The sequence below is a fragment of the Acetobacter sp. genome (assembly GCF_022483985.1).
Classification (GTDB): Bacteria; Pseudomonadota; Alphaproteobacteria; order Acetobacterales; family Acetobacteraceae; genus Acetobacter.
Map to the genome: position 1 here is coordinate 175,353 of NZ_JAKVME010000001.1, position 22,785 is coordinate 198,137.

The 22,785-nt window shown below is 58.0% G+C and carries 19 protein-coding genes; 11 read left to right on the top strand and 8 right to left on the bottom strand.

Features of this window, described 5'->3' with window-relative positions; all coding sequences use genetic code 11:
- Positions 1 to 40 precede the first annotated feature (40 nt).
- The 10 genes from cydC to LKE90_RS00855 all read left to right on the top strand — a co-directional run bounded on the left by cydC (position 41) and on the right by LKE90_RS00855 (position 12,814).
- Complete coding sequence (gene cydC, locus LKE90_RS00810) at positions 41 to 1,732, top strand: thiol reductant ABC exporter subunit CydC (RefSeq protein ID WP_291492648.1); 1,692 nt, start codon at positions 41 to 43, stop codon at positions 1,730 to 1,732.
- A 147-nt stretch (positions 1,733 to 1,879) separates the two neighbouring features.
- On the top strand, positions 1,880 to 2,257 hold the full coding sequence (locus tag LKE90_RS00815; RefSeq protein WP_291492650.1) for an OmpA family protein: 378 nt from the start codon (positions 1,880 to 1,882) through the stop codon (positions 2,255 to 2,257).
- A gap of 9 nt (positions 2,258 to 2,266) precedes the next feature.
- Complete coding sequence (recQ, locus tag LKE90_RS00820; RefSeq protein WP_291492651.1) at positions 2,267 to 4,180, top strand: DNA helicase RecQ; 1,914 nt, start codon at positions 2,267 to 2,269, stop codon at positions 4,178 to 4,180.
- Between the two features lie 5 nt (positions 4,181 to 4,185).
- Positions 4,186 to 5,007 (top strand): DeoR/GlpR family DNA-binding transcription regulator, encoded by an 822-nt coding sequence (locus LKE90_RS00825; protein WP_407066076.1) that lies wholly within the window; start codon positions 4,186 to 4,188, stop codon positions 5,005 to 5,007.
- Between the two features lie 137 nt (positions 5,008 to 5,144).
- On the top strand, positions 5,145 to 6,662 hold the full coding sequence (gene glpD, locus LKE90_RS00830) for a glycerol-3-phosphate dehydrogenase (RefSeq protein WP_291492655.1): 1,518 nt from the start codon (positions 5,145 to 5,147) through the stop codon (positions 6,660 to 6,662).
- Between the two features lie 16 nt (positions 6,663 to 6,678).
- Positions 6,679 to 7,500: an MIP/aquaporin family protein gene (locus LKE90_RS00835; RefSeq protein WP_291492657.1), complete on the top strand. Its 822-nt coding sequence runs from the start codon at positions 6,679 to 6,681 to the stop codon at positions 7,498 to 7,500.
- A gap of 19 nt (positions 7,501 to 7,519) precedes the next feature.
- Positions 7,520 to 9,010 carry a glycerol kinase GlpK gene (gene glpK, locus LKE90_RS00840; protein WP_291492659.1) on the top strand — a complete coding sequence of 497 codons (1,491 nt, stop codon included), beginning with the start codon at positions 7,520 to 7,522 and terminating at the stop codon, positions 9,008 to 9,010.
- Positions 9,011 to 9,665: 655 nt separating this feature from the next.
- On the top strand, positions 9,666 to 10,649 hold the full coding sequence (locus tag LKE90_RS00845; protein WP_291492661.1) for a DUF1852 domain-containing protein: 984 nt from the start codon (positions 9,666 to 9,668) through the stop codon (positions 10,647 to 10,649).
- Between the two features lie 27 nt (positions 10,650 to 10,676).
- Positions 10,677 to 11,705: a methionine synthase gene (locus LKE90_RS00850; protein ID WP_291492663.1), complete on the top strand. Its 1,029-nt coding sequence runs from the start codon at positions 10,677 to 10,679 to the stop codon at positions 11,703 to 11,705.
- Between the two features lie 209 nt (positions 11,706 to 11,914).
- Positions 11,915 to 12,814: a LysR family transcriptional regulator gene (locus tag LKE90_RS00855; protein ID WP_291492665.1), complete on the top strand. Its 900-nt coding sequence runs from the start codon at positions 11,915 to 11,917 to the stop codon at positions 12,812 to 12,814.
- 74 nt (positions 12,815 to 12,888) lie between these two features.
- Here the strand turns inward: LKE90_RS00855 and LKE90_RS00860 are convergent, their stop codons facing one another.
- Positions 12,889 to 14,043: an MFS transporter gene (locus LKE90_RS00860; RefSeq protein ID WP_291492667.1), complete on the bottom strand. Its 1,155-nt coding sequence runs from the start codon at positions 14,041 to 14,043 to the stop codon at positions 12,889 to 12,891.
- A 229-nt stretch (positions 14,044 to 14,272) separates the two neighbouring features.
- On the opposite strand from LKE90_RS00860, the gene LKE90_RS00865 reads away from it, so the two are divergent.
- A complete protein-coding gene (locus LKE90_RS00865; RefSeq protein ID WP_291492669.1) occupies positions 14,273 to 15,214 on the top strand; it encodes a metallophosphoesterase family protein in 942 nt (313 codons plus the stop codon).
- Positions 15,215 to 15,246: 32 nt separating this feature from the next.
- Here LKE90_RS00865 and LKE90_RS00870 read toward each other — a convergent pair whose 3' ends face one another.
- The 7 genes from LKE90_RS00870 to LKE90_RS00900 all read right to left on the bottom strand — a co-directional run bounded on the left by LKE90_RS00870 (position 15,247) and on the right by LKE90_RS00900 (position 22,650).
- Positions 15,247 to 15,594, bottom strand: coding sequence for a hypothetical protein (locus tag LKE90_RS00870; protein ID WP_291492671.1), 348 nt, complete (start codon positions 15,592 to 15,594; stop codon positions 15,247 to 15,249).
- A 161-nt stretch (positions 15,595 to 15,755) separates the two neighbouring features.
- Complete coding sequence (locus LKE90_RS00875; protein ID WP_291492673.1) at positions 15,756 to 18,350, bottom strand: MMPL family transporter; 2,595 nt, start codon at positions 18,348 to 18,350, stop codon at positions 15,756 to 15,758.
- Positions 18,351 to 18,642: 292 nt separating this feature from the next.
- On the bottom strand, positions 18,643 to 19,461 hold the full coding sequence (truA, locus tag LKE90_RS00880) for a tRNA pseudouridine(38-40) synthase TruA (protein WP_291492675.1): 819 nt from the start codon (positions 19,459 to 19,461) through the stop codon (positions 18,643 to 18,645).
- The gene (gene fmt / locus LKE90_RS00885) at positions 19,458 to 20,372 is read right to left on the bottom strand and encodes a methionyl-tRNA formyltransferase (RefSeq protein WP_291492677.1); all 915 of its coding nucleotides are present in this window, start codon (positions 20,370 to 20,372) and stop codon (positions 19,458 to 19,460) included. Before fmt ends, truA begins: the two co-directional genes overlap by 4 nt.
- 81 nt (positions 20,373 to 20,453) lie before the next feature.
- The gene (def, locus tag LKE90_RS00890) at positions 20,454 to 21,005 is read right to left on the bottom strand and encodes a peptide deformylase (protein WP_291492679.1); all 552 of its coding nucleotides are present in this window, start codon (positions 21,003 to 21,005) and stop codon (positions 20,454 to 20,456) included.
- An 84-nt stretch (positions 21,006 to 21,089) separates the two neighbouring features.
- A complete protein-coding gene (locus tag LKE90_RS00895) occupies positions 21,090 to 21,554 on the bottom strand; it encodes a hypothetical protein (RefSeq protein WP_291492681.1) in 465 nt (154 codons plus the stop codon).
- Positions 21,547 to 22,650: an AI-2E family transporter gene (locus LKE90_RS00900; protein WP_291492753.1), complete on the bottom strand. Its 1,104-nt coding sequence runs from the start codon at positions 22,648 to 22,650 to the stop codon at positions 21,547 to 21,549. Before LKE90_RS00900 ends, LKE90_RS00895 begins: the two co-directional genes overlap by 8 nt.
- Positions 22,651 to 22,785: the final 135 nt, after the last annotated feature.

A 22,785-nucleotide genomic window follows, 5' to 3' on the forward strand; every position in this document is an offset into this window, starting at 1 on the left:
GCATCCCGGCACATGAAACCGGCATAAAGGGGAACTGTTCATGAGCCGACCGTCTTCCCGGGATGTGGCCGCGCGTGAACGGGCCGACCGTGACGCCCTGATCCGTATCGTCGAGGTCTGGCGTCCGCATGCTGCCCGCCTGACGATAGGACTGTTTCTGTCGCTGCTGGCCGTTCTGGCCGGACTGGCCCTGATGAGCAGCGCCGGTCTGCGTTTTGCCGGGGCGGCGCTGGGCATGGTGCTTGTCACGGCGACATCGCTCCGGGTGCTGGGTCTTGGCCGTATCGTGCTGCGCTATTCCGAGCGTCTGTATGCTCATGACGCCATGTTCCGGGCGCTGGCGACATTGCGGGTGTGGTTTTTCCGCTCTTTGGCGCAGGGCGGAGCCGCCGGTCTCGGCTTCCGGCGGGCGGGAGACCTGCTGTCGCGGCTTGTCTCAGACATCGAGGCGCTGGACGGGCTTTACCTCCGCCTTCTGCTGCCACTCGCTGGGGCCTGTCTGACATTTCCTGTGCTGGTTCTGGTTCTGGCCAACACCAATGCGCTGCTGGGCGTGCTGATCGGCATTCTTTTTGTGTCATCAGCCTTCGTCATGCCTCTCGCGGCTGCCAGGCTGAGTCGTAAGGAAGGGGCTGGCCTCAGCCACGCGCAGGCCGCGCTTCGCGTTGGTGTGCTGGATCTTGTCAGTGGCATGCGCGAGATCCGGGCTTTCGGTGCCGGATCGCGGATTCTTGATCAGGTCAACAGTGCGAACAGTCGTCTGCTGGCGCGTCAGGCGCAACTCTCCCGCCGCATGGCTTTTGTTGGCGCGCTGTCCAGCGTCTGCACGCAGACCGCCCTGCTGCTGTTACTGGCCGCCATTGCAGGGGTCGGATTCGATCGTGTCCCCGCCGTGCAGGGTGTAGGACTGATGTTTCTGACCTTCGCCTGTTTCGAGGGGGTGTCCGGTCTGACCCGTGCGGGTATGCTGGCCGGTAACATGGGGGCTGCGGCATATCGCGTCGTGGCGATTGCCGATGAACATCCACGTCCCGCGCAGGCCGTGCCGCCCGCGTCCGTGATGCCGACCGGCTTTGATATTGCTTTCGAACATGTTGCGTTTCGCTGGCGGGCTGACCGTCCCGCCGTGTTCAGTGATTTCTCGCTGACCATTCCGGCGGGCAGCCGGGTCGCGTTGCTGGGACCGTCGGGCGCGGGAAAATCGACACTCGCGGCCCTGCTGCTCAAGGCGGCTTTCCCTCAGGACGGTCGGGTTCTGGTTGGCGGCGTCGATATCGCCGCTCTGCCGGATGTCTGGCTGCGTCAGCATATCGCATGGCTGTCACAGGCGACGCATCTGTTTGATGACACGATCCGCAATAACCTGCTGCTTGGCGGACCTGACGCGGATGAGGATGCGCTCTGGAGGGCGCTTGACGAAGCGGCTGTCGGTGACTTCGTGCGCACACTTCCCGACGGTCTTGATACATGGCTTGGTGAAGGCGGAGTCAAGGTTTCCGGCGGGCAGGGGCGTCGTATCGCGTTGGCCCGGACATTGCTGTCCGAGGCTCCCATTCTCGTTCTGGACGAACCTGCGACGGGCCTCGACGCCCAGACCGAACAGGATTTTTTCCTCACCCTGAACCGGGTTGCTCAGGGGCGTACCGTTGTGCTGATCGCGCACCGGCTCACGGGTGTTGAGCAGCTTGACCATGTCTGGACTATTTCCGGTGGTTCGGCTTCTCCTGTCTGAGACACGGAGCCGGTATGACCCGTGTGGCAGGGAAAGAGGTGCCCGCTCTCTTTTGTTGACCTTCTTTTCTCTTGCGGGCACGAGAAAAGAACCCAGCCGATTTGACATCCATCCGCGTTGGGTCCGCTGCATCCTGAGGAGTGCGTTATGCGTCGTCTTCTGTCTGTTATCAGCCTGTGTGCGCTTGCAGCTTGCGCCGGTGAGGGGCCGGGAAGGCAGTATGTTGTCTTCTTCGGTCAGGGATCAGCCGAACTGGATGATGTGTCACAGAGCGTTGTGACAAAAATTGCCGCCAAGGCACGCCATTATTCTGACAGGGTGGTTGTGGTGGAGGGCTATGCCCGCCAGAACGGAGACCTGTCCGCGGAGTCCCTGCTGGCAGTCCTGAGAGCCAAGGCCGTGGCCAGACAACTGGTGGCTGACGGCGTTGCCGAAGGCCGTATCAGGGAGACGACCCGGCCACCCTCGAATGCGGAAGGCGTCGTTGGTTCGCGCCGGGTCGAGATCGAACTGCTCGCCCAGTAATCAAGGCTGATGCTGGAAAAGTCTTCCTTGTCCGATCTTGATTGCAGGGACGATGGCTTTCCTGCCGGGCAGTCTGCCTCGGAGGGGGGGCGTGACCGTTTTGTCGGACAGTCGCCACGTGAGGTGCTCCAGCGTGTCTTCGGCTTTCCAGCCTTCCGGGGGCTTCAGGAGGAGGCCGTCAATCGTGTGATGGCGGGCGAGGACACGCTCGTCCTCATGCCGACGGGCGGCGGCAAGAGCGTCTGCTATCAGGTGCCCGCGCTCTGTCGCGCCGGTATGGGGCTGGTGGTTTCTCCCCTGATCGCGCTGATGGATGATCAGGTGGCGGCTCTCCGTCAGCTCGGCGTCAATGCGGCGGCCCTGCACTCGGAACTGGATGGCGACGAGGCTTCCCGTATCCGGGGCGACCTGTTCAACGGACGGATTGATATCCTCTACGTCTCGCCGGAGCGGCTGCTGTCTCCCGGCACGCTGGACCGGCTTTCCCGCCAGCAGATCTCCGTCATTGCGATTGACGAGGCTCACTGCATTTCCGCATGGGGCCACGAGTTCCGTCCGGAATATCGGGCGCTTCAGACTCTGCCGGAGCATTTTCCGGGTGTGCCGCGCATCGCCCTGACGGCTACGGCTGATCCCCGGACCCGCGACGACATTCTCACCGCGCTGGCCATGCCGGAAGCGGAAGTGCTGTCCGCCAGCTTTCACCGCCCCAACCTGATGATCGCCGCCCGTCCCAAAGGGGGCGAGATGCGGCAGCTTGATGACGCGCTTCGCAGGCATCGCAACGACGCCTGCATTGTCTATTGCGGATCGCGGGCCCGCACGGAGCGGATCGCCGCGTCGTTGCGTGAAAAATCCTATCCCGCCTGTGCTTTCCACGCTGGTCTCTCGCCGCAGGAAAAACGGGCGGCCCTGCACCGTTTCCGGTCGGGCGAGCCGATTGTCATCGTCGCCACCATCGCGTTCGGGATGGGGATTGACCGTCCGGATGTCCGGACGGTGATCCACCTCGACATGCCTGCCTCGCCGGAAGCCTATTACCAGCAGATCGGACGTGCGGGACGTGACGGTCTGCCATCCGATGTGCTGCTGCTCTATGGCGGCGAGGACATGAGCCGGGCGCGTTACTGGCTGGATCAGTCCAACGCGCCAGATAGTGAAAAGCGCATCATGCGGGGGCGGCTGGAGGCCATGATCGCCTTCACGGAAAGCACGTCCTGCCGGACCCGTGCGCTGCTGGCCTGTTTTGGCGAGACCATGACCGAGCCGTGCGGGCATTGCGACAACTGCCGGACGCCGGTGCCGACCTTTGACGGCACGCAGGCGGCGCGGATGTTGCTGTCCGCCATCTATCGCACCGGCCAGCGTTATGGCGCGCTGCATGTGATCGCCGTTCTGCGCGGCAAACCTTCGGACAACATTACGCGGGCGGGACATGATCGTCTGTCAGTCTGGGGGATTGGCAAGGATAAAACCGAGACATTCTGGCGCAGTGTGGTGCGGCAGTTGATTGCCCGCGGCGCCCTGATGACCGGCGATGAGCATGGTGGCCTGCGACTGAACGAAGAGGTCGCGCGTCCGATCCTTCGCGGGGAGGAAGAAGTGCGGCTGCGGGAGGATGCGGTCGAGGCGTCTTCCAGAAACAGCCGGTCCACAGGGCAGGGAGATTCCATCGCCGATCAGTTGACCGAGGATGCGCGGGAACGCTTCAACGCGCTCAAACGCTGGCGGCTGGCCGAAGCGCGGGAGCAGGAGATTCCGCCCTATGTCATTTTCCATGACGCGACGTTGCGGGATATCGCGTTGGAATGCCCCGGCACTCTTGATGAATTGGGTGATGTCAAGGGCGTGGGAGGCTCCAAGCTCAGCCGGTATGGAGAAGCGGTTCTGGAAGTGCTCGAAGATCTTGGGGCTGGAAGGTGAAGAGCGTGCCTGAGTCCCGTGGAGATGTCGGCGGAGAGGGCTCCCGCACGCAGGCGCGTCATCAGGCGATCATCGCGACGGTGAAGCGGCAGGGTTATGCCTCGAACGAGGAGCTTGCCCGTCTGTTCGACGTGGCAGTGCAGACCATCCGGCGCGATATCCGCACGCTGGATGCCGCCGGGGAGGTGCTGCGTCACCACGGGGGGGCGAGCGCGTCGTCTTCTGTCGAAAATATTGCCTATCCGCAAAGGCAGATTCGCAATCGCGGCGAAAAGGATGCGATCGGACAACTGGCGGCCGCCGTCATTCCCGACGGCGCATCCCTGTTTGTGAATATCGGCACGACGACGGAAGCGTTTGCCCGTGCTCTGGCTAATCACAAGGGATTGCAGGTCATCACCAACAACCTGCATGTGGCCACCCTGCTGGCAGGTAGCGAGGACTGTCGGGTCGTCCTCACCGGTGGCACGGTGCGTGTGCGGGACGGCGGAATTCTGGGGCCGGACTCCCTGACCATGCTCAGCCGGTATCGTGCTGACTATGGTGTGATCGGCATCAGCGGAATCGACGAGGACGGCACGCTGCTGGATTATGACGCGGAGGAGATTCGCGCATCCGAACTTATCCGTACCAATTCACGCAAGATTTTCCTGCTGGCCGATCACACCAAGTTCGGGCGGAGGCCTCTGATGGATGCGGGCAGTATCGCCGGTGTAACAGCCTTTTTCACGGACCGGATGCCGCCTGAGTCGATCTGCGAGATGCTTGCCGCTCATGATATCGCGCTTGTCATTGTGGGTGAAGATGTTCGAAAACGAACATTTTAGGCTTTGCAGCTAGTTGGTGACGGAATTGTGGCGTCTTTTTGCAGAATCCCGTCGAGATTTTTCCATTGCCAAAAAGGTCCGTGTTCGGATACGAAAATATCGATGCGTTTTTCGAACAACAGACGGGACCGATGAAGATGGCCGCAGCCGACGACTCCTCCACCGTATATGATCTGCTGATTGTCGGCGGCGGTGTTAATGGAACGGGTATCGCACGCGATGCGTCGGGGCGGGGCGCGTCCGTTCTGCTGGTCGAACAGGATGATCTTGCCAGCTACACCTCGTCCGCCAGCACCAAACTGATTCATGGCGGCCTGCGCTATCTGGAATATTACGAGTTCCGCCTTGTCCGTGAGGCGCTGATCGAGCGTGACCGGCTTCTGGCCATTGCGCCACATATCATGTGGCCGCTGCGTTTCGTGCTGCCGCACTCCCCGGAACAACGTCCTGTCTGGATGATCCGTCTGGGACTGTTTCTTTACGATCACCTCGCCCCGAAGATGAAGTTGCCCAAATCCCGGGCGCTTAATCTGAATACGCATTCAGCCGGTCAACCGCTGCAGGATCAGTACAGAAAGGGCTTCGTCTATTCCGACGGGTGGGTGCAGGACAGTCGCCTTGTGGTGCTGAACGCGATGGACGCGGCCAACCGTGGCGCGGACATCCGCACCCGCACCCGTCTGGTCTCCGCGCGCCGCGTCAACGGTATCTGGGAAGCCGAGATCGAGGACATGCTCAAGGGCGGCACGAAAACTGTTCGCGCCAAGGGTGTTGTGAACGCCGCTGGTCCGTGGGTCGCGCGTCTGCTGTCCAACCAGCTTGATCTGCCGAATTCGAAATCCGTGCGTCTGGTCAAGGGTAGTCATATTGTCGTACCGCAGATATTCGACGGTCCGCAGTGCTACATCTTTCAGAACCCTGACAAACGCATCGTGTTCGCAATCCCTTACGAGCAGCGCTTCACATTGATCGGCACGACCGATGTGACGTGGAACGAAGAGCCGGGTCTGGTTCAGATTTCTCCGGATGAAATCAAGTATCTCTGTGAAAGCGTGAACCGCTATTTCAAGGAGGACGTCAAGCCGAGCGATGTCGTGTGGAGCTACGCCGGTCTGCGTCCGCTCTATGATGACGCCGCCGCCAATGCGTCTGCCGTGACGCGTGATTACGTGTTGGATCTCGACAATACGGATGGTGCGCCCCTGCTATCCATCTTTGGTGGCAAGATCACGACCTTCCGTAAACTGGCGGAGCACGCGCTTGAAAAGCTTGCGCCGGTTCTGCCTGCCGTGGGAGGCTATTCCTGGACAGCCGACGCGGCCCTGCCGGGGGGGGATCTGGGAACAGGTGGTTTTGAGGCCGCCCTGAACCGTTTCCGTGACGCGGCTTCCTTCCTGTCCCTGCCGCTGGCGTGGCGTCTGATGCGAACCTACGGCATGCGGGCTTACGATGTTGTCGGAACAGCCAGGTCGCTTTCCGATATGGGCGAGGATTTCGGTCAGGGTATGACGGCCAGCGAAGTCGATTACCTGATCGCAAACGAATGGGCACGGGCGCCGGAGGATGTGCTATGGCGGCGTACCAAGATCGGTCTGCATATGACCGAAGAGCAGCGTCAGCGTGTGGGCGCGTATATAAAAGAAAAAGTCGGTTAACGGCTATCGGAGCAGCATGACAGACCGGAAAAAACTGATCGGCGAACTTATCGCCGAATGTATAGCGGTTTTCATAATCATCCTGTTCGGTGATTCTGTCGCCGCCATGTATTCCCTCTATGATCCGAGCCCTTACAGGACGGCTTACTGGGGGGTGTGCATCGTGTGGGGCCTCGGCGTGACCATCGCCATTTATGTGACAGGCGCGGTCTCGGGCACTCACGCCAATCCGGCGGTGACGCTTGCTCTGGCGGTGTATCGCGGGTTCTCATGGGCCAAGGTCGTGCCTTATTGCGTGGCGCAGATTCTGGGCGGCTTTCTGGGAGCAGTCGTGGTTTACACGCTGTTTGAGCCTGTCATCGCACATTATGCCGTCGCGCATGGTCTGGATCGTTTTCACGATGGCGTGGCGGCAGGCGTGTTCTTCACCCATCCGGGTGATTTCGTGACGCCGATGCATGCTTTTCTGGTTGAAATCGTCCTGACGGCCATGCTGGTTTTCGGGATTTTCGCAATCACGTATGAGCACAACACCATGGCGCCACAGGCGAATTCCGGTGCGTTGATCATCGGTCTGCTCGTGGCGATCATTGGTGCGTCCGCTGGTTATCTGGATGCCTGGGCGATCAACCCGGCGCGTGATTTCGGGCCGCGCCTGTTCTGCTATCTCGCAGGCTGGGGGCCGCAGGCTCTGCCTTCTCCGGGCAATTACTGGTGGGTGCCTGTTGTTGGTCCGCTCTGTGGTGGTCTTCTTGGAGCCGGGCTTTACCGTACCCTTGTCCAGCCTTTCATGCCGAGGCCCGCTGTGACGGTTTCCTCAATCGAAACATCTGTCTGACCGTTAAGGAACTGCCATCATGATCAAACAGGATCGTATTCTGGCGATTGACCAGGGAACCACTTCCACCCGCAGTATTGTCTTTGATATGAAGGGGCAGGAGATTTCGGTCGCACGGCAGGAGTTCCGCCAGTACTATCCGCAGCAGGGCTGGGTGGAACATGATCCTGAAGATATCTGGCGCGATGCAAAAACAACCGCGCAGGAAGCGATCGAACGTTCCGGCGGCGTCGATCGTATTGCGGCAATTGGTATTACCAACCAGCGTGAAACCATCGTTGTATGGGATCGTAAAACCGGCAAGACGATTCATAACGCCATTGTCTGGCAGGATCGTCGGACAGCCAAGCTCTGTGCGGAACTCAAGAAGCAGGGGAAGGAAGAACTGGTCGCAAGTCGTACCGGTCTGCTGCTCGACCCTTATTTCACAGCCACGAAGCTCGCATGGATACTCGACAATGTAGAAGGAGCGCGGGCGCGGGCTGAAAAGGGCGAGCTGGCCTGTGGCACGATTGACTGCTTTCTGCTGTGGCGTCTGACGGATGGAAAGGTCCACGCGACGGACGTGACCAATGCTTCCCGCACACTGCTGTTCGATATCCATCGTCAGCAATGGGATGACGAGCTTCTTGCGCTCTTCAACATTCCGGCGGCCCTGCTTCCGGAGGTCAAAGACAGCAGCGGCGTTTTTGGTGAAAGCACGCCTGATCTGTTCGGTCGTGCGGTGCCGATTGCCGGTATTGCTGGCGACCAGCAGGCCGCTGTTGTCGGCCAGACCTGTTTCAAGCCGGGCATGGCCAAGGCGACCTACGGCACGGGCTGCTTCGTTCTGCTGAACACTGGCGAGAAACCGGTCGTCTCCCAGAACCGGATGCTCACGACTATTGCTTACCGCGTTAAAGGCAAGACGGCCTACGCGCTGGAGGGCTCCATCTTTGTTGCCGGTGCAGCGATCAAATGGCTCCGTGATGGTCTGCATCTGATCACACACGCTTCCCAGACTGACGACATGGCGACACGTATCCCGCACAGCCATGGTGTCTATATGGTGCCGGGTTTCGTTGGTCTTGGCGCGCCACACTGGGACCCGGATGCGCGTGGTCTGATCTGCGGTCTGACGCTTGACGCCACTGAGGCGCATATTGCCCGTGCGGCTCTGGAATCTGTAGCCTATCAGACGCTCGACCTCGTGGCGGCGATGACGCAGGACGGAGGCGGCACGGCTGAAACACTGCGTATCGACGGCGGCATGGCGGCGAATGACTGGTTCTGTCAGTTCCTGTCCGACATGCTGCAGGCGAAAGTCGAACGTCCCAGACAGATCGAAACAACGGCCCTTGGCGCTGCGTTCCTTGCTGGCGTGGGTGTGGGGCTATGGAATGATCTGGAGGAGGTCGCTTCCGAATGGCAACGCGGCGCGCTATTCGAGCCGAAGATGGAGGCGACGATCCGCAAGGACATGATTGATGGATGGCACGTTGCTGTTCGTCGGACGCTCAGCCATATCTGAGCGTTCTGTTCCGGGCTGGGAGGCAGATCTTCTACTCCATTGGGTGGAGTAGAGGATTTTCAGACTGCATTTCAGCTCGAAAGTCCATGTGGCTCTATGAGCCGTTCTAACGGTGTTGCAGGGTCGACTATATCTTGCTGGCAGTGAGCGGTGGGAAACCACCGCTTTTTGCTAAGTGCCCTTTTGAAAATCGTGCCGGGCTGAGGTTGGCGTGTGGAAGCTGCCTCAACTCGATGTGGAAGTGGCGGCAATCCGTCATTTCCATAAGCCGAACGTATGATCAGTCAAGCCTGTCTGACGACAGAGGACGATTTCCCAAGTTAAATCTAATGCTTCTATTTTTTTGAATGATATCAAGATTTATTTGGTAAATATACTTCTGTTTTTATGAATGCTCACTTTTTGATGATTGAAGCTGTGCTGAGCAGATCAAGCGAGGCTTGTCTATGCGCATTGCATATGCTGAGATATGAATGAAATTCATGTTTTAATGAAATCAAATCATTTTTATTCAACGAAAAGCTGGGGCATAAGGACGATGCTTCTGCTTGAAGGCAGAAAAATACCACTGAATAAAAGAAAATCAGAAGTAAAAGTCGGATTTATTTCAATTCCGATCAGCAGGCTCTGATTTCGTAGAAACAGGATCAATGACGTGATTGAAGAATCTGCATTCAATATTAGAAGGATTGTATTCGATGAGAATTATCATCCTTCAGAGAATACGCGTCTTACGACGAATTTCGCCAATCTGGCGAGGGGGGATAGCCGTCAGGAAAACCTGCGTAATGTTCTGACGATGATTGATAATCGTTTCAATGATCTTGCCTGTTGGGATAATTCCAGAAGAGATCGATATTCTATTGAACTTGAAATTATTTCTTTTGAGATGAATGTTGATTCTGGAAATAAGACGGATGCCTTCCCTCTGATTGAAGTTCTGAATACGAATATTCTTGATAAAAAAACAGGTAAAAAAATTGAAGGAATGACGGGGAACAATTTTTCTTCATATGTAAGGGACTATGATTTTAGCGTGTTGTTGTTGGAGCATAACAGGAACTTGTCCGCGTTTGATACGCCGCGTCATTTTGGAGAGTTGCACGGGAACCTCTTTAAATACATTATAAATTCAAATCTCTATAAGAAAAATTTCAGAAAATATCCGGTTATCTGCCTGAGTGTTTCAAGCAACAGGACCTATCATCGAACCGAAAATCAGCATCCTGTGTTGGGCGTGGAATATCACCAGCACGAAGATTCGCTGACCGATCAGTATTTTGAAAAAATGGGAATGCAGGTGCGCTATTTTATGCCCGCCAATAGTGTTGCACCCTTGGCATTCTATTTTTTCGGTGATCTCGTTTCTGATTATTCAGACCTTGAACTCATCAGTGCCATCAGCACAATGGAATCTTTTCAGAAGATTTACCGTCCTGAAATTTATAACGCCAACTCTGCGGCGGCTGATTGTTATCAGCCAAGTTTGAAGCATCAGGATTATTCAGTAACCCGGATTGTCTACGACCGGGAAGAACGCAGCAAGCTGGCTGTAGAGCAGGGAAAGTTTACCGAACAGAACTTCATCAAACCGTATCGGGATAGCCTTGAGCGTTGGTCTGCCACTTATTCCGTTTAATCAACCAGAAAGACAGGGTCATCTATCGTGAAAACATTGCTTCCCACTTCTACGGCCGGTAGCCTGCCCAAGCCTTCATGGCTTGCAAAACCTGAGACACTCTGGTCGCCCTGGAAATTGCAGGGTGAGGAACTTGTCGAGGGCAAACAGGATGCCTTGCGTCTGACACTGGATGATCAGGATCGCGCGGGTATTGATATCGTCAGTGACGGTGAACAGACGCGCCAGCATTTTGTCACGACATTCATTGAACATCTCAGTGGCGTTGATTTCGAAAACCGTCAAACAGTCAGAATTCGTAATCGTTACGATGCGAGCGTTCCATCAGTCGTAGGTGACGTGACACGGGAAAAACCCGTCTTTGTCGAAGATGCGAAATTTCTACGTAAACTGACGAAGAAACCAATCAAATGGGCGCTGCCTGGTCCCATGACGATGATTGATACGCTTTATGACGATCACTACAAAAGTCGCGAAAAGCTGGCATGGGAGTTCGCCAGAATACTCAATCAGGAAGCGAGGGAACTGGAAGCGGCTGGTATCGATATTATCCAGTTCGATGAGCCGGCGTTCAATGTTTTCTTTGATGAGGTAAATGACTGGGGTATTGCCGTTCTGGAAAAGGCAATCGAAGGTCTCAAGTGCGAAACCGCAGTTCATATCTGCTATGGTTATGGTATCAAGGCCAATATCGACTGGAAAAACACTCTAGGGTCAGAATGGAGACAATATGAGGAAATTTTCCCCAAATTGCAGAAATCCAGTATCGATCTGATTTCGCTCGAATGCCAGAATTCTCGCGTGCCAATGGATCTCATCGAACTCATTCGCGGCAAAAAGGTGATGGTCGGTGCTATTGACGTGGCAACCAGCACCGTTGAGACACCTGAAGAAGTCGCCAATGTCCTGCGAAAGGCGCTTCAGTTCGTTGATGCGGACAAACTCTATCCTTGCACCAATTGCGGCATGACGCCTTTGTCCCGGAAAGTTGCAACAGGCAAGCTCAATGCCTTGAGTGCAGGTGCGGAAATCATCCGGAAAGAGCTTGCCGCTTAGCAGATGTAAGGGGCGCGTACAGCCCGACAAACGTCTTGTGGTTTCCTTGAATATGATATGCTGTTCACGTTCAGGGAAGCTGTAAGAAACGTTGCTTTCATACTGTATTCCTGCAAAACTCTTTGGGAAATATGTCAGAAGTTTTTGTAAGGATTTATAAAAACAAGCGGAAGTGATTATATAAGTCCGATCTGTTTACTGGGTGAAATATGGGTTTTCTGGAACGCAGCCATCTGACCATCATTCGGGAAGTCGCCCGGGAGGGTTCTCTGACGGCTGCAGGAATGCGTCTGCACCTGACTCAACCAGCACTCAGCCATGCTATTCGCAAGATTGAAAACCAGCTTGGGGTAAAGATCTGGCGACGGGAAGGGCGCTCCCTCGTACTCACGCAGGCAGGTGAGTGGCTGCTGTCTCTGGCGAACCGCCTGCTGCCTCAATTTGAACTGGCGGAAAAGCGTCTCGAACAGTTCGGCAATGGAGAACGTGGCACGCTCCGTATCGGGATGGAGTGCCATCCCTGCTATCAGTGGCTTCTGAAAATCGTATCGCCTTATCTGGAGCGATGGCCAAAAGTCGATGTTGACGTCAGGCAGAAGTTCCAGTTCGGCGGTATCGGCGCCTTGTTCAGTAACGAGATCGATATTCTGGTTACCCCTGATCCGCTTTATAAACCCGGCCTGAAATTCATTCCGGTTTTTGATTATGAACTCGTTCTGGTTGTCGGTCCGGAACATCCCCTGCGTGGGGCACGGTTTGTCGTGCCGGAACAACTGGCAGGCGAAACCCTGATCACTTATCCCGTTCCTCCGGAACGACTTGATATCTACACGCAGTTTCTGCAACCGGCGGGTATCGGTCCAAGACAGCAGAAACAGATAGAAACGACTGATATCATGCTGGTCATGGTCACACGTGGAAGGGGCGTCGCAGCACTTCCACGCTGGCTTGTTGAGGAATATGCCGCGCGCTTTGAGCTTTATCCTGTAAGGCTTGGGAAAACTGGCATTGCGAAACAGATATTTCTTGGCTGTCGTGAAACTGATGAAGAGATTCAGTATCTGAAGGATTTCATCAGTTTCGCGGCTTCGCCCGATCTATCCGTTTAAAGGTCGGCTCGGATTTTTTATCTGAGATCAGAGACAAACGCTCTCGATCTTCACCGGCTGAACTGAGGCAGATGTTACGCTGCCTCGGGTGAAAGTCTTCCGCGCCGGGATAGCAGCACCATGACAATGCCGATTGCTGCCAGACCGAGACCAAGCGCCGAGACCATAAAATAACCCATGCCTAGTGACAGAACGCTGCCGCCCAGAGCGGCGCCCAGTGCATTGCCCAGATTGAAGGCCCCAATGTTGACCGAGGACGCCAGTCCCGGAGCCTGATGTGCGGCCTGCATCGTACGCATCTGCAAGGCCGGCATGATTGAAAAACTGGCAATCCCCCAGAGAAACACGCCGATCAGCGCTCCAGCCGACGTTTGCGCCGCGAGAGGGAATGCCAGCATGATCAGTCCGAGGATCGGGAAGAAAATCAGCAGGGTTTTGGTCAGGGACATATCCGCCGCCCGTCCGCCTACGGCATTACCGATACTGAAACCGACACCAATAAGCATCAATGCCGCAGTCACAAGTTTCGGGCCCGCGTGAGTGATGCTCTCCAGCATCGGCACGATATATGTGTAGAGTTCAAACATCGCACCCGCGCCAATGACCGTAACTCCCAGCGCCATCAGCACATTGGGACGGAGCATGACTTTCAGCTCGGCGGCTGCATTCGGGCGTGGTCCAGCTTCGGCGAGGGGGAGAAACAGGGACAGGGCGGCCGCCGCGACCAGACCGAGAAGCGAGATCGCCATGAAAGCCTGTCGCCAACCCAGTGTGTCGCCCATCCATGTCGCTGCGGGCACGCCCAGAATATTTGCAATCGTCAGACCCATGAACATGCTGGCGACGGCGCTGGCTCTTCTGGAGCGGTCAACGAGGCTCGCTGCTTCCACGGCGCCCAGTCCGAAAAACGCGCCGTGCGAGAAGCTTGTGAAGACGCGCGCCAGCAGCAATTCCGTGTAAGTCTCGCTGGCGGCGGCTGTCAGATTGCCTATAGTATAGAGGACCATCAGCCCGATCAGCGCATATTTGCGCGGATATCGCGCAAGAAAGAGCGTGATGAGCGGAGCCCCGGCCATGACGCCGAAGGCATAGGCGCTGACCAGTCCACCCGCTTGCGGCACACTGGTATGCACGCCATGCGCCAGAACCGGAAGCAGTCCCATGGGGGTGAATTCCGTCACGCCGATGGCGAACGCTCCGAGGGCAAGGGCGAGCAGAGCCTTGTTCATTCTGTCCATTCCGCTTCTGTTTGACTATCTCAGATAGCGAATGTTGCTCAGAAACAGAACCCGTCCGGAAAAATGACTGTCGGACGAGGGGCTTTCGACCGGCTTGGGGGAGCTTTTCAGTCGTGATTACGGCGTTATGAATCATTTGTGACATGCTTGAATGGAGGCAGAACTCTGATCAGACTGGTTCTTCAGTCTTGCGATTTATGGACAGAGAGAGGTCGTCCGGATGCTTTGCCTCAAAAGAAGAACCTTTCTGTCGTTCGCCGGTGGGGCGGGACTGCTCACGACGATGGGTGCGCGGGCCGCTCTTCCGGTTCGCCCACCTCTGCGACCACACAAATCCTTCTCTTTTCTCTTCATTACCGATACGCATCTTCAGCCTGAACTGAATGCGGCGGAGGGCTGTCATCAGGCCTTTGTAAAAGCCCGTTCCATCCGGTCCGATTTTGTCATACAGGGCGGCGACCATGTCTTTGACGCATTGGGTGTGAATGCCGGACGCGCCTCAATGCTGATGGATCTGTATAAAAGAACAGCCGACGATCTGAAATCGCCAGTCCATCACACAATCGGCAACCACGACTGTTTCGGCGTTTATACAAAGAGTGGTGTGCAACCAACCGATCCTTTATATGGCAAGAAGTTTTTCGAGGATCATTTCGGTCGGCTTTATTATTCGTTCGATCACAAGGGCGTCCATATCATCGTGCTGGACTCGATCGGGATCACAGAAGATCGTGGTTATGAAGGCTGGATCGATGACGCCCAGCTTGCCTGGCTGGCGCACGATCTCGCAGCGCAACCGGTTGGAACACCGATGATCGTTGTCACCCATATTCCTCTGGTGACTGCCGCTGAGGATTACGCGGCGCCGCAGGCGGTTCCTCCCAAGCATCATGTCATGAGTGTCAGAAACGCCTATCAGGTGCTGCCGTTATTTGATCAGTACAACATTATCGGCGTGTTGCAGGGACATACGCATATAGTGGAGCGGATCGACTGGCACGGCATTCCATATATCACTGGTGGCGCGGTGAGCGGCAACTGGTGGCATGGCACACGTTATGGGACACCTGAGGGGTTCATGGTCGTGCATGTCGAAAACGGCGTCATGAGAACACGCTATGAAACATATGGGTTTCATAGCGTTGACCCGCACGATACATGAGCTGGTAGCGCGAAGGTCTCCTGAACGGAGGTTCAGTCCAGGATCCATCTGTGCTGAAGGCCGATATGTCTCATGATGGGTTTGATGGGCGTGCCGGGTGTCTGGTGACAGATGGCGAAAAACTCATCGATGATACGATAATGGTCATACTGGATATTGTAGGAAGGAAGGCCTCCGGCAGCCATGGCGCCGTTCCACCAGCGTTTGTTCGCTTCCGCGGCTTCGGGTGTGCTGGGTTGATAGTCTTTCAAGGCCTGAGAGACGGTTTCGCAAGGACCGTCATAGGAGAGGTGCAGTTCTTCCAGATTGATGGATTGCGCCTGTGCTGTCTGGAGCCACACAGTCAGACTCAAAAGACAGTAGGAGAGCAGGCCCGTCACAGTCGGGTGTTCGCGGACTGAATGGCATCCTGCTGAGATTATCAGTGAGAGTCTTGCGGCAATCATGTGAACTGATTGCACGGCATGGTCTTTAATTATTGATAAAAAAGTACACAAATACTGAATATTCGTGTGCTTTTCACTCAATCTGAAACGCGGTTTTATTCCTGATCGATCGACCGCTTCGGCAATAAAGCCGGGATGAACACCAGTGTCGCCAGAAGCGTGCAGCCCAAAGAAAGCAGCAGCAGGCGTCCCATGCTGGCGGTCCCGGGATGGTGGGAAAGCGCCAGAGAACCGAAAGCCGTGCCGGTTGTCAGGGCCGAAAACAGTACGGCGCGGGCGGTTGGTGAGGCGAGGGGCTGCTGCACGCCTGCCCGCCAGTTCATCACGAAATAGATGTTGAACGACACGCCGACACCCAGAAGCAGCGGCAGGGCAATGATGTTGGCGAAATTCAGGGTTTCCGGAACGGTCACGATCAGAATGACGGTCATCAGGGCGGACAGCAGGAGGGGCGCCAGAACCAGCCCCATATCCAGCACCTTGCGCAGCGCGAACAGCAGGATGATCGCAATCATGATGATGGCGGAAATGGCGGCTGTCTTGAACGCTCCGACGATGGTTTTCGCGCTCTCGACGATATCCACGGCCGATCCTGCCATTTCAGGCGAAAGCGGACGGACTGTCTTGACGAAGCTGTGCAGCGCGCCGGGTTGTGACATCAGGCCGCTGGGGTGAATCTCCACCAGAGCGCGTCCATCGGGCAGCAGATAATCACGCTTGATGATGTCCGGCACATCGTTGAGCGTTACCGGCTGGGCGGACAGCACGTCTTTCAGTGTGTCGAGCTGCATGGGCAGAAAGCGGACCAGTGCATCATTGGCCCGCAGGGCCAGTGCGTCAGGCGCCGTCGCGAGTTTGGCGAGAGCGGCCTGAATGCGGCGCAGCGGATCGGTCGGAGCAAGGCTGTCGAGAATGCCCGAGAGCGCGGAAGCTGCGGAGGCTGCGGAAGCCTTGATGGCAGCGGCATCGGGGGCAGGCTGCGGGCTTTGCGCAGTCAGACCGGGGATAAGAATCTGGGCGGCGTCCTGAATCAGGGCCAGCTTCGCGTCCTGATCCTCGGGGACGTAGGAACCCAGCCACATGGCGTCATGCACACCCGGCAGTTTTCCGGCCTTCTCCGCCACGGCTTTGGCGGTATCGAGATTGGGTGCGAGATATTCGGCGCTGTAGGGTGATGAGACAGGATTGCTCATCAGCAGATGCAGGGTCCGCATGCCTTCGGACCGGGGGTCTTTCGTATGCAGCGGATCGCCGTCGAATTTCAGGTTGGGAATGAGGACTGCGCCCACAACCGCGATGACCGCAAAGATGGCGAGCAGAGGCTTGCGCCAGTGGCGGATCATCCGGTCAACCGGTTTCATGAAAGCATAGCCGGTTCGCGCATGATCCATCGACGGGCGGAACAGGCGTAGCAGAGCGGGCAGAAGCAGGATGGTGCAGACAAACGCCACCAGCATGCCGATGCCTGCGATCAGACCCAGTTCCGCAACGCCGAGAAACGCTGTGGGCGTAAAGGCAAGGAAACCCGCCGCTGTCGCCAGCGCCGCGACCAGAATCTGGTGACCGGTTTCCTCGCCGGTCTTGAACAGTGCTTCTTCCAGACCGGCTTCTCCGGACTGTGTGGGCTGCTGTCCGCGCAGTCTCACCGAGAACTGGATGGCGAAGTCGACGGCGATACCGACAAACAGGATCGCGAAGGCCACGGAAATCAGGTTCAGCGTGCCGACAGCGACAGCCGCGAAACCGGTTGTGAGCAGAAGCCCGGTGATCAGGGTGATCACGATCGGCACGATGACGCGCCATGTGTGAACAGCCAGCGTCAGCCACAGGATGACGAGAGCGAGCGAACCGAGCAGGCCGGCGACCATACCGTCGGCGACGGTGGCGAATTCCTCGTCACTGATCTGCACATCGCCGGTCAGATAGACATGGGCGTGACCGCTTTGCACGAATTCCAGATCTTTCGCTGCGGCGCGAATGGTGTTGGAGGCAGCGCCACCCGGCTGGAACGAGCCGTAATCCAGTTTTGGCTGGGTCATCACGAACTGGTAGCGACCAGCCAGATCCGTCAGATTTCCGGCCAGAAGCTGTTGCCACGACAGAAATTCAGGATGACCGTTCGCTGCTGCTTCAAGGTTGTTGGCGAAGCCGTTCAGAGGAGCCTGAAACCCTGCCAGATTGGCCTGACCACGTTTGACGCCTTCCGCGATCAGCCCGAGCGCGTCAAACAGACCGCGTGCTGACGGGTCCGCCGCCAGAGCGCCGAGAAAGGGCTGGGCCGCGACCGTGTCATCCAGAACCTTGGCGAGAGCCTTCTGGTCGAGAAACATCAGCCCGTTGCGGTTCAGGTAAGCATTGTCGTCGGGCAGGCGGATATAGTTGAAGTGCTCATGATCTCCAGACAGCCTGTCCGCCAGAGCGCGGGCTGTGGCGCGTCCTTCCTCAGGCAGGTCGGCCTCGATGACCGCAACCAGAAGATTGTCCTTCTGGGGGAACAGCTTCCCCATCATGTCAGAGCGTTTTTTCCAGGCCAGCCTGTCGGACAGCATCTTGTCCGTATCGGTGGTCACACCGAGATAATTATAGCTCACCCAGACGGATGTCGCGGCCAGCAGCATGAACAGTGCGACGACGAGAGAGGCGCGCTTGGCGCAAAAGACAATCAGTCGGCCAATAAAAATGGAGATCATGTGAGGTCTTCAGGCCCTTGCCGTTGACAGCGCAAGATTGGCCAGCCCCGACAATTCCGTGACCAGCCCATGTTGAAGCAAAGGCTTGGTTTGGCTGAACCGGCGGCGGGATGCAAGGGGGAGAGCAGGTCTGCTGTGGCAGAATGGAGATTTTCAGATATGTCGTGAGGGGTGGAGGTATTCTTGGTGACGACCGCAATATGGAAGAAAGAGGTCGCTTCATTTGTGTGAGGCTGAATATGAGCAATAGAAAGAAAAATATTCAGATATAATACATCAATCGAATTGATGTTTATTCGAACGGATCAGGATCGTAATCCACGCCCACCAGATACAGTCCTTCCGAGGGGGCTGTCGGGCCGCCTGCACAGCGATCACGCGCTTCCAGAGCTGCGCGCAGACGGTCGGAATCCCAGCGGCCGCAGCCGACGAGTTGCAGTGTGCCGACCAGATTCCTCACCTGATGGTGTAGGAAAGACCGAGCCTCAACATCGAACAGGATCATCTCGCCATCACGGATGATATCCAGCCGGCCCAGAGTGCGGACGGGGCTTCTCGCCTGACAGGCGACGGCCCGGAAGGTCGAGAAATCGTGCGTTCCCAACAAAATACGGGCGGCGGACTGCATGGCCACCGCATCGAGCGGGTGACGCACATGCCATACCCTGCTGGCTTCGATACCAGGACGAGAAGGGCGGTTCAGCAGTCTGTAGCGATAGCGGCGACGGATGGCGGAGAAACGGGCGCTCCATGTGGGATCGACGGAGGCAGCCTGTAGGACCACCACCGGATGCGGTTTGAGATGGTAGGAAAGACCGTCGCGCACCGCACGCGGATTGAGCGGCAGGGAGGCGGGAAAATCCAGATGCGCGACCTGTCCCGTCGCGTGAACGCGTGCATCCGTCCGCCCGGCTGTGATGCTGGGAACATCCCGTCCGCCAGCCATGCGGGAGGCAGCCTCTTCCAGCAGTTGTTGTACGGACAGGCCGCTTTTCTGCCGTTGCCAGCCCACCAGTCCGGTGCCGTCATATTCGATTTTTACGGCCCAGCGCTGCCGGTCTTCGGGTGCGTGGCTCTGGCTGAAAAACGCCGGAGGACAGTCGTCAGTCATGACCCTAGGCGCGTGCCGACAGCCACGGACTGCCCGCGCAGGAATGCCTCCGTGTCCATCATGCCGCGTCCGGGACGCTGAATGCGGCAGATGCGGAGAGCCGAGTCTTCGCCGCAGGCTACAGTCAGACGATCATCCAGAACCGCACCCGGCGTGCCGGAACGTGCCGCTTCGACCGCGACGGCATCGATCTTCAGGGTGACGCCATCCAGCGTGGTGAAAGCGCCGGGCCACGGTGTCAGGGCGCGTACCTGTCGATCAATGGTTTCCGCAGACTGAGCCCAGTCGATGCGACCATCCTCCTTCGTGAGCCGGGCGGCGTAGGTCACACCGTCTTCAGGCTGCGGGACGGCGGGCGGGCGATCACGCAGCACATCCACCACCGTCTTCGCGCCCAGCGCCGCCAGTTCGTCATGCAGGCTGCTCGCTGTCGTGATCGTCGTGACCGGCACGCCGACTGAGGACAGCATGTCGCCCGTGTCCAGACCGACATCCATCTGCATGATCGTCACGCCGCTTTCCCTGTCTCCGGCCAGAATCGCGCTCTGGATGGGGGAAGCGCCCCGCCAGCGCGGGAGCAGGCTGGCGTGGATGTTCAGACAGCCCCGCTCAGGCGCATCGAGCATCGCTTTCGGCAGAATGAGCCCATAGGCCGCGACAATGGCAACATCGAATTTCTGCGCGGCGAACCAGTCCAGCTCTTCCTGATTGTTCTTCAGTTTTTCCGGACAGCGCACGGGAATCCCGAGGGTCTCCGCCGCATGATGCACGGGAGAAGGCCGGAGCGCCTTGCCGCGTCCTGCTGGGCGAGGAGGCTGGGTATAAACGACCGCAACCTCATGTCCGGCGTCGCGGAGAGCGTAAAGCGCCGGAACGGCGAAATCGGGCGTGCCCATAAAGGCCAGACGCATCGGTCTGTTCTCCGCAAGTCAGATCCGGGCGGGGGAAGAAGTGTCCGCCCAGAAGTGTGAAGGCTGTGGCGCGGGAGGCGTTCAGTGTTTGATGAGCTTCTGCTCTTTGGCCAGACGGCGCATGATCATGTTGCGACGCAGCGTGGAGAGATGATCCACGAACAGCACGCCGTCCAGATGATCGATCTCGTGCTGGATGCAGGTTGCCAGCAGTCCGTCCACTTCACGCTCGCAACGCTCGCCTGCAACGCTGGTCCAGCGAACCCGTACAGCTTCCGGTCGGACGACTTCGGCATACTGGTTGGGAAGGGAAAGGCAGCCTTCCTCACGCGGCGTCATGACTTCGCTTTCCGTGAGGATTTCGGGATTGATGAGAACGATCGGCTGGCGGTCTTCGGCATCGCCCAGATCGACGATGACATAGCGTTGACTGATCCCCACCTGCGGCGCGGCCAGACCGATGCCGGGAGCGGCATACATGGCGGAAAACATGCCGGGAAGGGTCGCTTTCAGCACATCCATGTCCTCAGGGCGAACAACGCGGGCTTTCTGGCGCAGCACGGCCTGAGGGGCGACAAGAATTCTGGTGGGCGCGGCAGTGGCCCCGGCGAGGGAAAAATCGACGTCGTTCATAGCGCCGGTTTAGCGAGGCTGCTTCTGTTTTTCCAGCCCTCACTTACCGGGAGGCGTGCCTGCCTGTCGGAGGCAGGGCAACTGTCACCAGTTCCGTGGGCTGTAGGTGGCGGCGTCAGCCGGATCATAGGTCAGTGACAGGCGATCCACGCCCGATCCGGCATAGCGGCAGACGGCGAGAATGCTCTCCACCCGGCTCCCCGGAGACGCCAGATAGGGCACGGGCATACAGAGATACCACAGTCTGCCCCGGGAGCCGCCGGCGTCGCTGACGGCGAAGGCTTTTGGCGCGGAAACGGGGAGCGTGTCGTCATGACGCGGCGGCGTGTAGTGCAGCGTCACCTGTCCTGTCGCGTCGGGATAATACTGAAGGCCGCAGTCCTGAATGAACGCGGCCAGAGTCGGTTGTCTCAGCAGTGTCGTGTCAGGCTTTTCCTGAGTGCAGAGCTGCCGTTTGGTGTCCTCGTAACGGGCGCATCCCGAGAGGGCGAGAGCGCTCGCGAGACAGGCCAGAACCGGCAGCAGGGGGGGACACATCCGCTTAGACACGTTCGTCATCTTCCAGAGGTGGCGCAAGTTTGTCGCCCACCGCGAGCAGCATGGCGGTCAGCGGGGAGGCGAGAATCAGTCCCGGCGCGCCGAAAATGCCGCCGAAAAATGTCTGTGACAGCACGGTCAGTCCGGGCGGCATCTGCACGGCCTTGCGCTGGATCAGCGGAGCCATGACGTTGCCCTCGAAAAACTGCACCACGGCGTAGAGCGCGGCGACCATGGCGGTCTCGCGCAGACCGAGAGATAGCGCCAGCAGCAGGGCTGGAACAGCGCCGAGGATGGCGCCGATATAGGGAATGAAATTACAGAGCGCCGCCAGAAAACCGAGGCTGACCGCCAGAGGCACGCCGATAATCCACAGACCCATGCCTGAGAGGATGCCGACGACCGCCATGTCCAGCGCCTGTCCCGCGACCCAGGCCCACAGGGTGTCCGCCGCGACGAGCATGACTTCCTGCCCCCGTCCGCGCCAGTGACGGGGCACAAGCCGGAGCATGCCGTTGGCATAGAGAGAAGGAGAGGCTGCGAAATACAGTCCGGCGATCACCACCACGGCCAGCGTTCCCAGCACGCCGAATGCCGAGCCGAGAAAGCCGGTCATGGAGCCTGCGATCCGCGAGCCGAGCGACATCAGGCCACCGCTGCCCGTCGCGCCTCCGCCGTGACCGCCGAGCGAGGCCGGTAGATAGTTCAGCAGAACCTGCCCCTGCGGCCATGCGGCAAGCCGGTCCCGAAGCGCGTAGACCTGAGTCGTCAGGGCGTCACGCAGCTTGGCGGCCTGCGCGACGATGTCCGAGCCGCTGGACCAGCCGATTCCGACGCTCAGCGTGACCATCAGCAGACAGACGATGGCGAGCGCCGCGCCATAAGGCAGCTTCGTCCAGCGTTTCAGGATGCGGGCGAGTCCGTGCAGGATCACGGCGAATAATACGGACGCGAAGACCACCATGATCACGTCGCCGATCAGCCAGACCGACAGCATGACCGCAGCGATGGCCAGAGTGAGGCGAAGGATGCGGGCGATGCTGTCGAGTGGCGTTTCGGCGGGCGGCGGTGCGCTCTGTTCGTCGTCGGAAGTCTGCAATGAAGCCATGAGGGTCTCGGTCACCTGAAGCTGCGGCCATCGTTATCGGGCCTGACACGCGGCATAACGCCGCCATCAGGCTTTGGCTCACAAGAGCCGTTACATTTTTTGTAAAAAATGGTTCGAGAGGGAATTGATGACGGT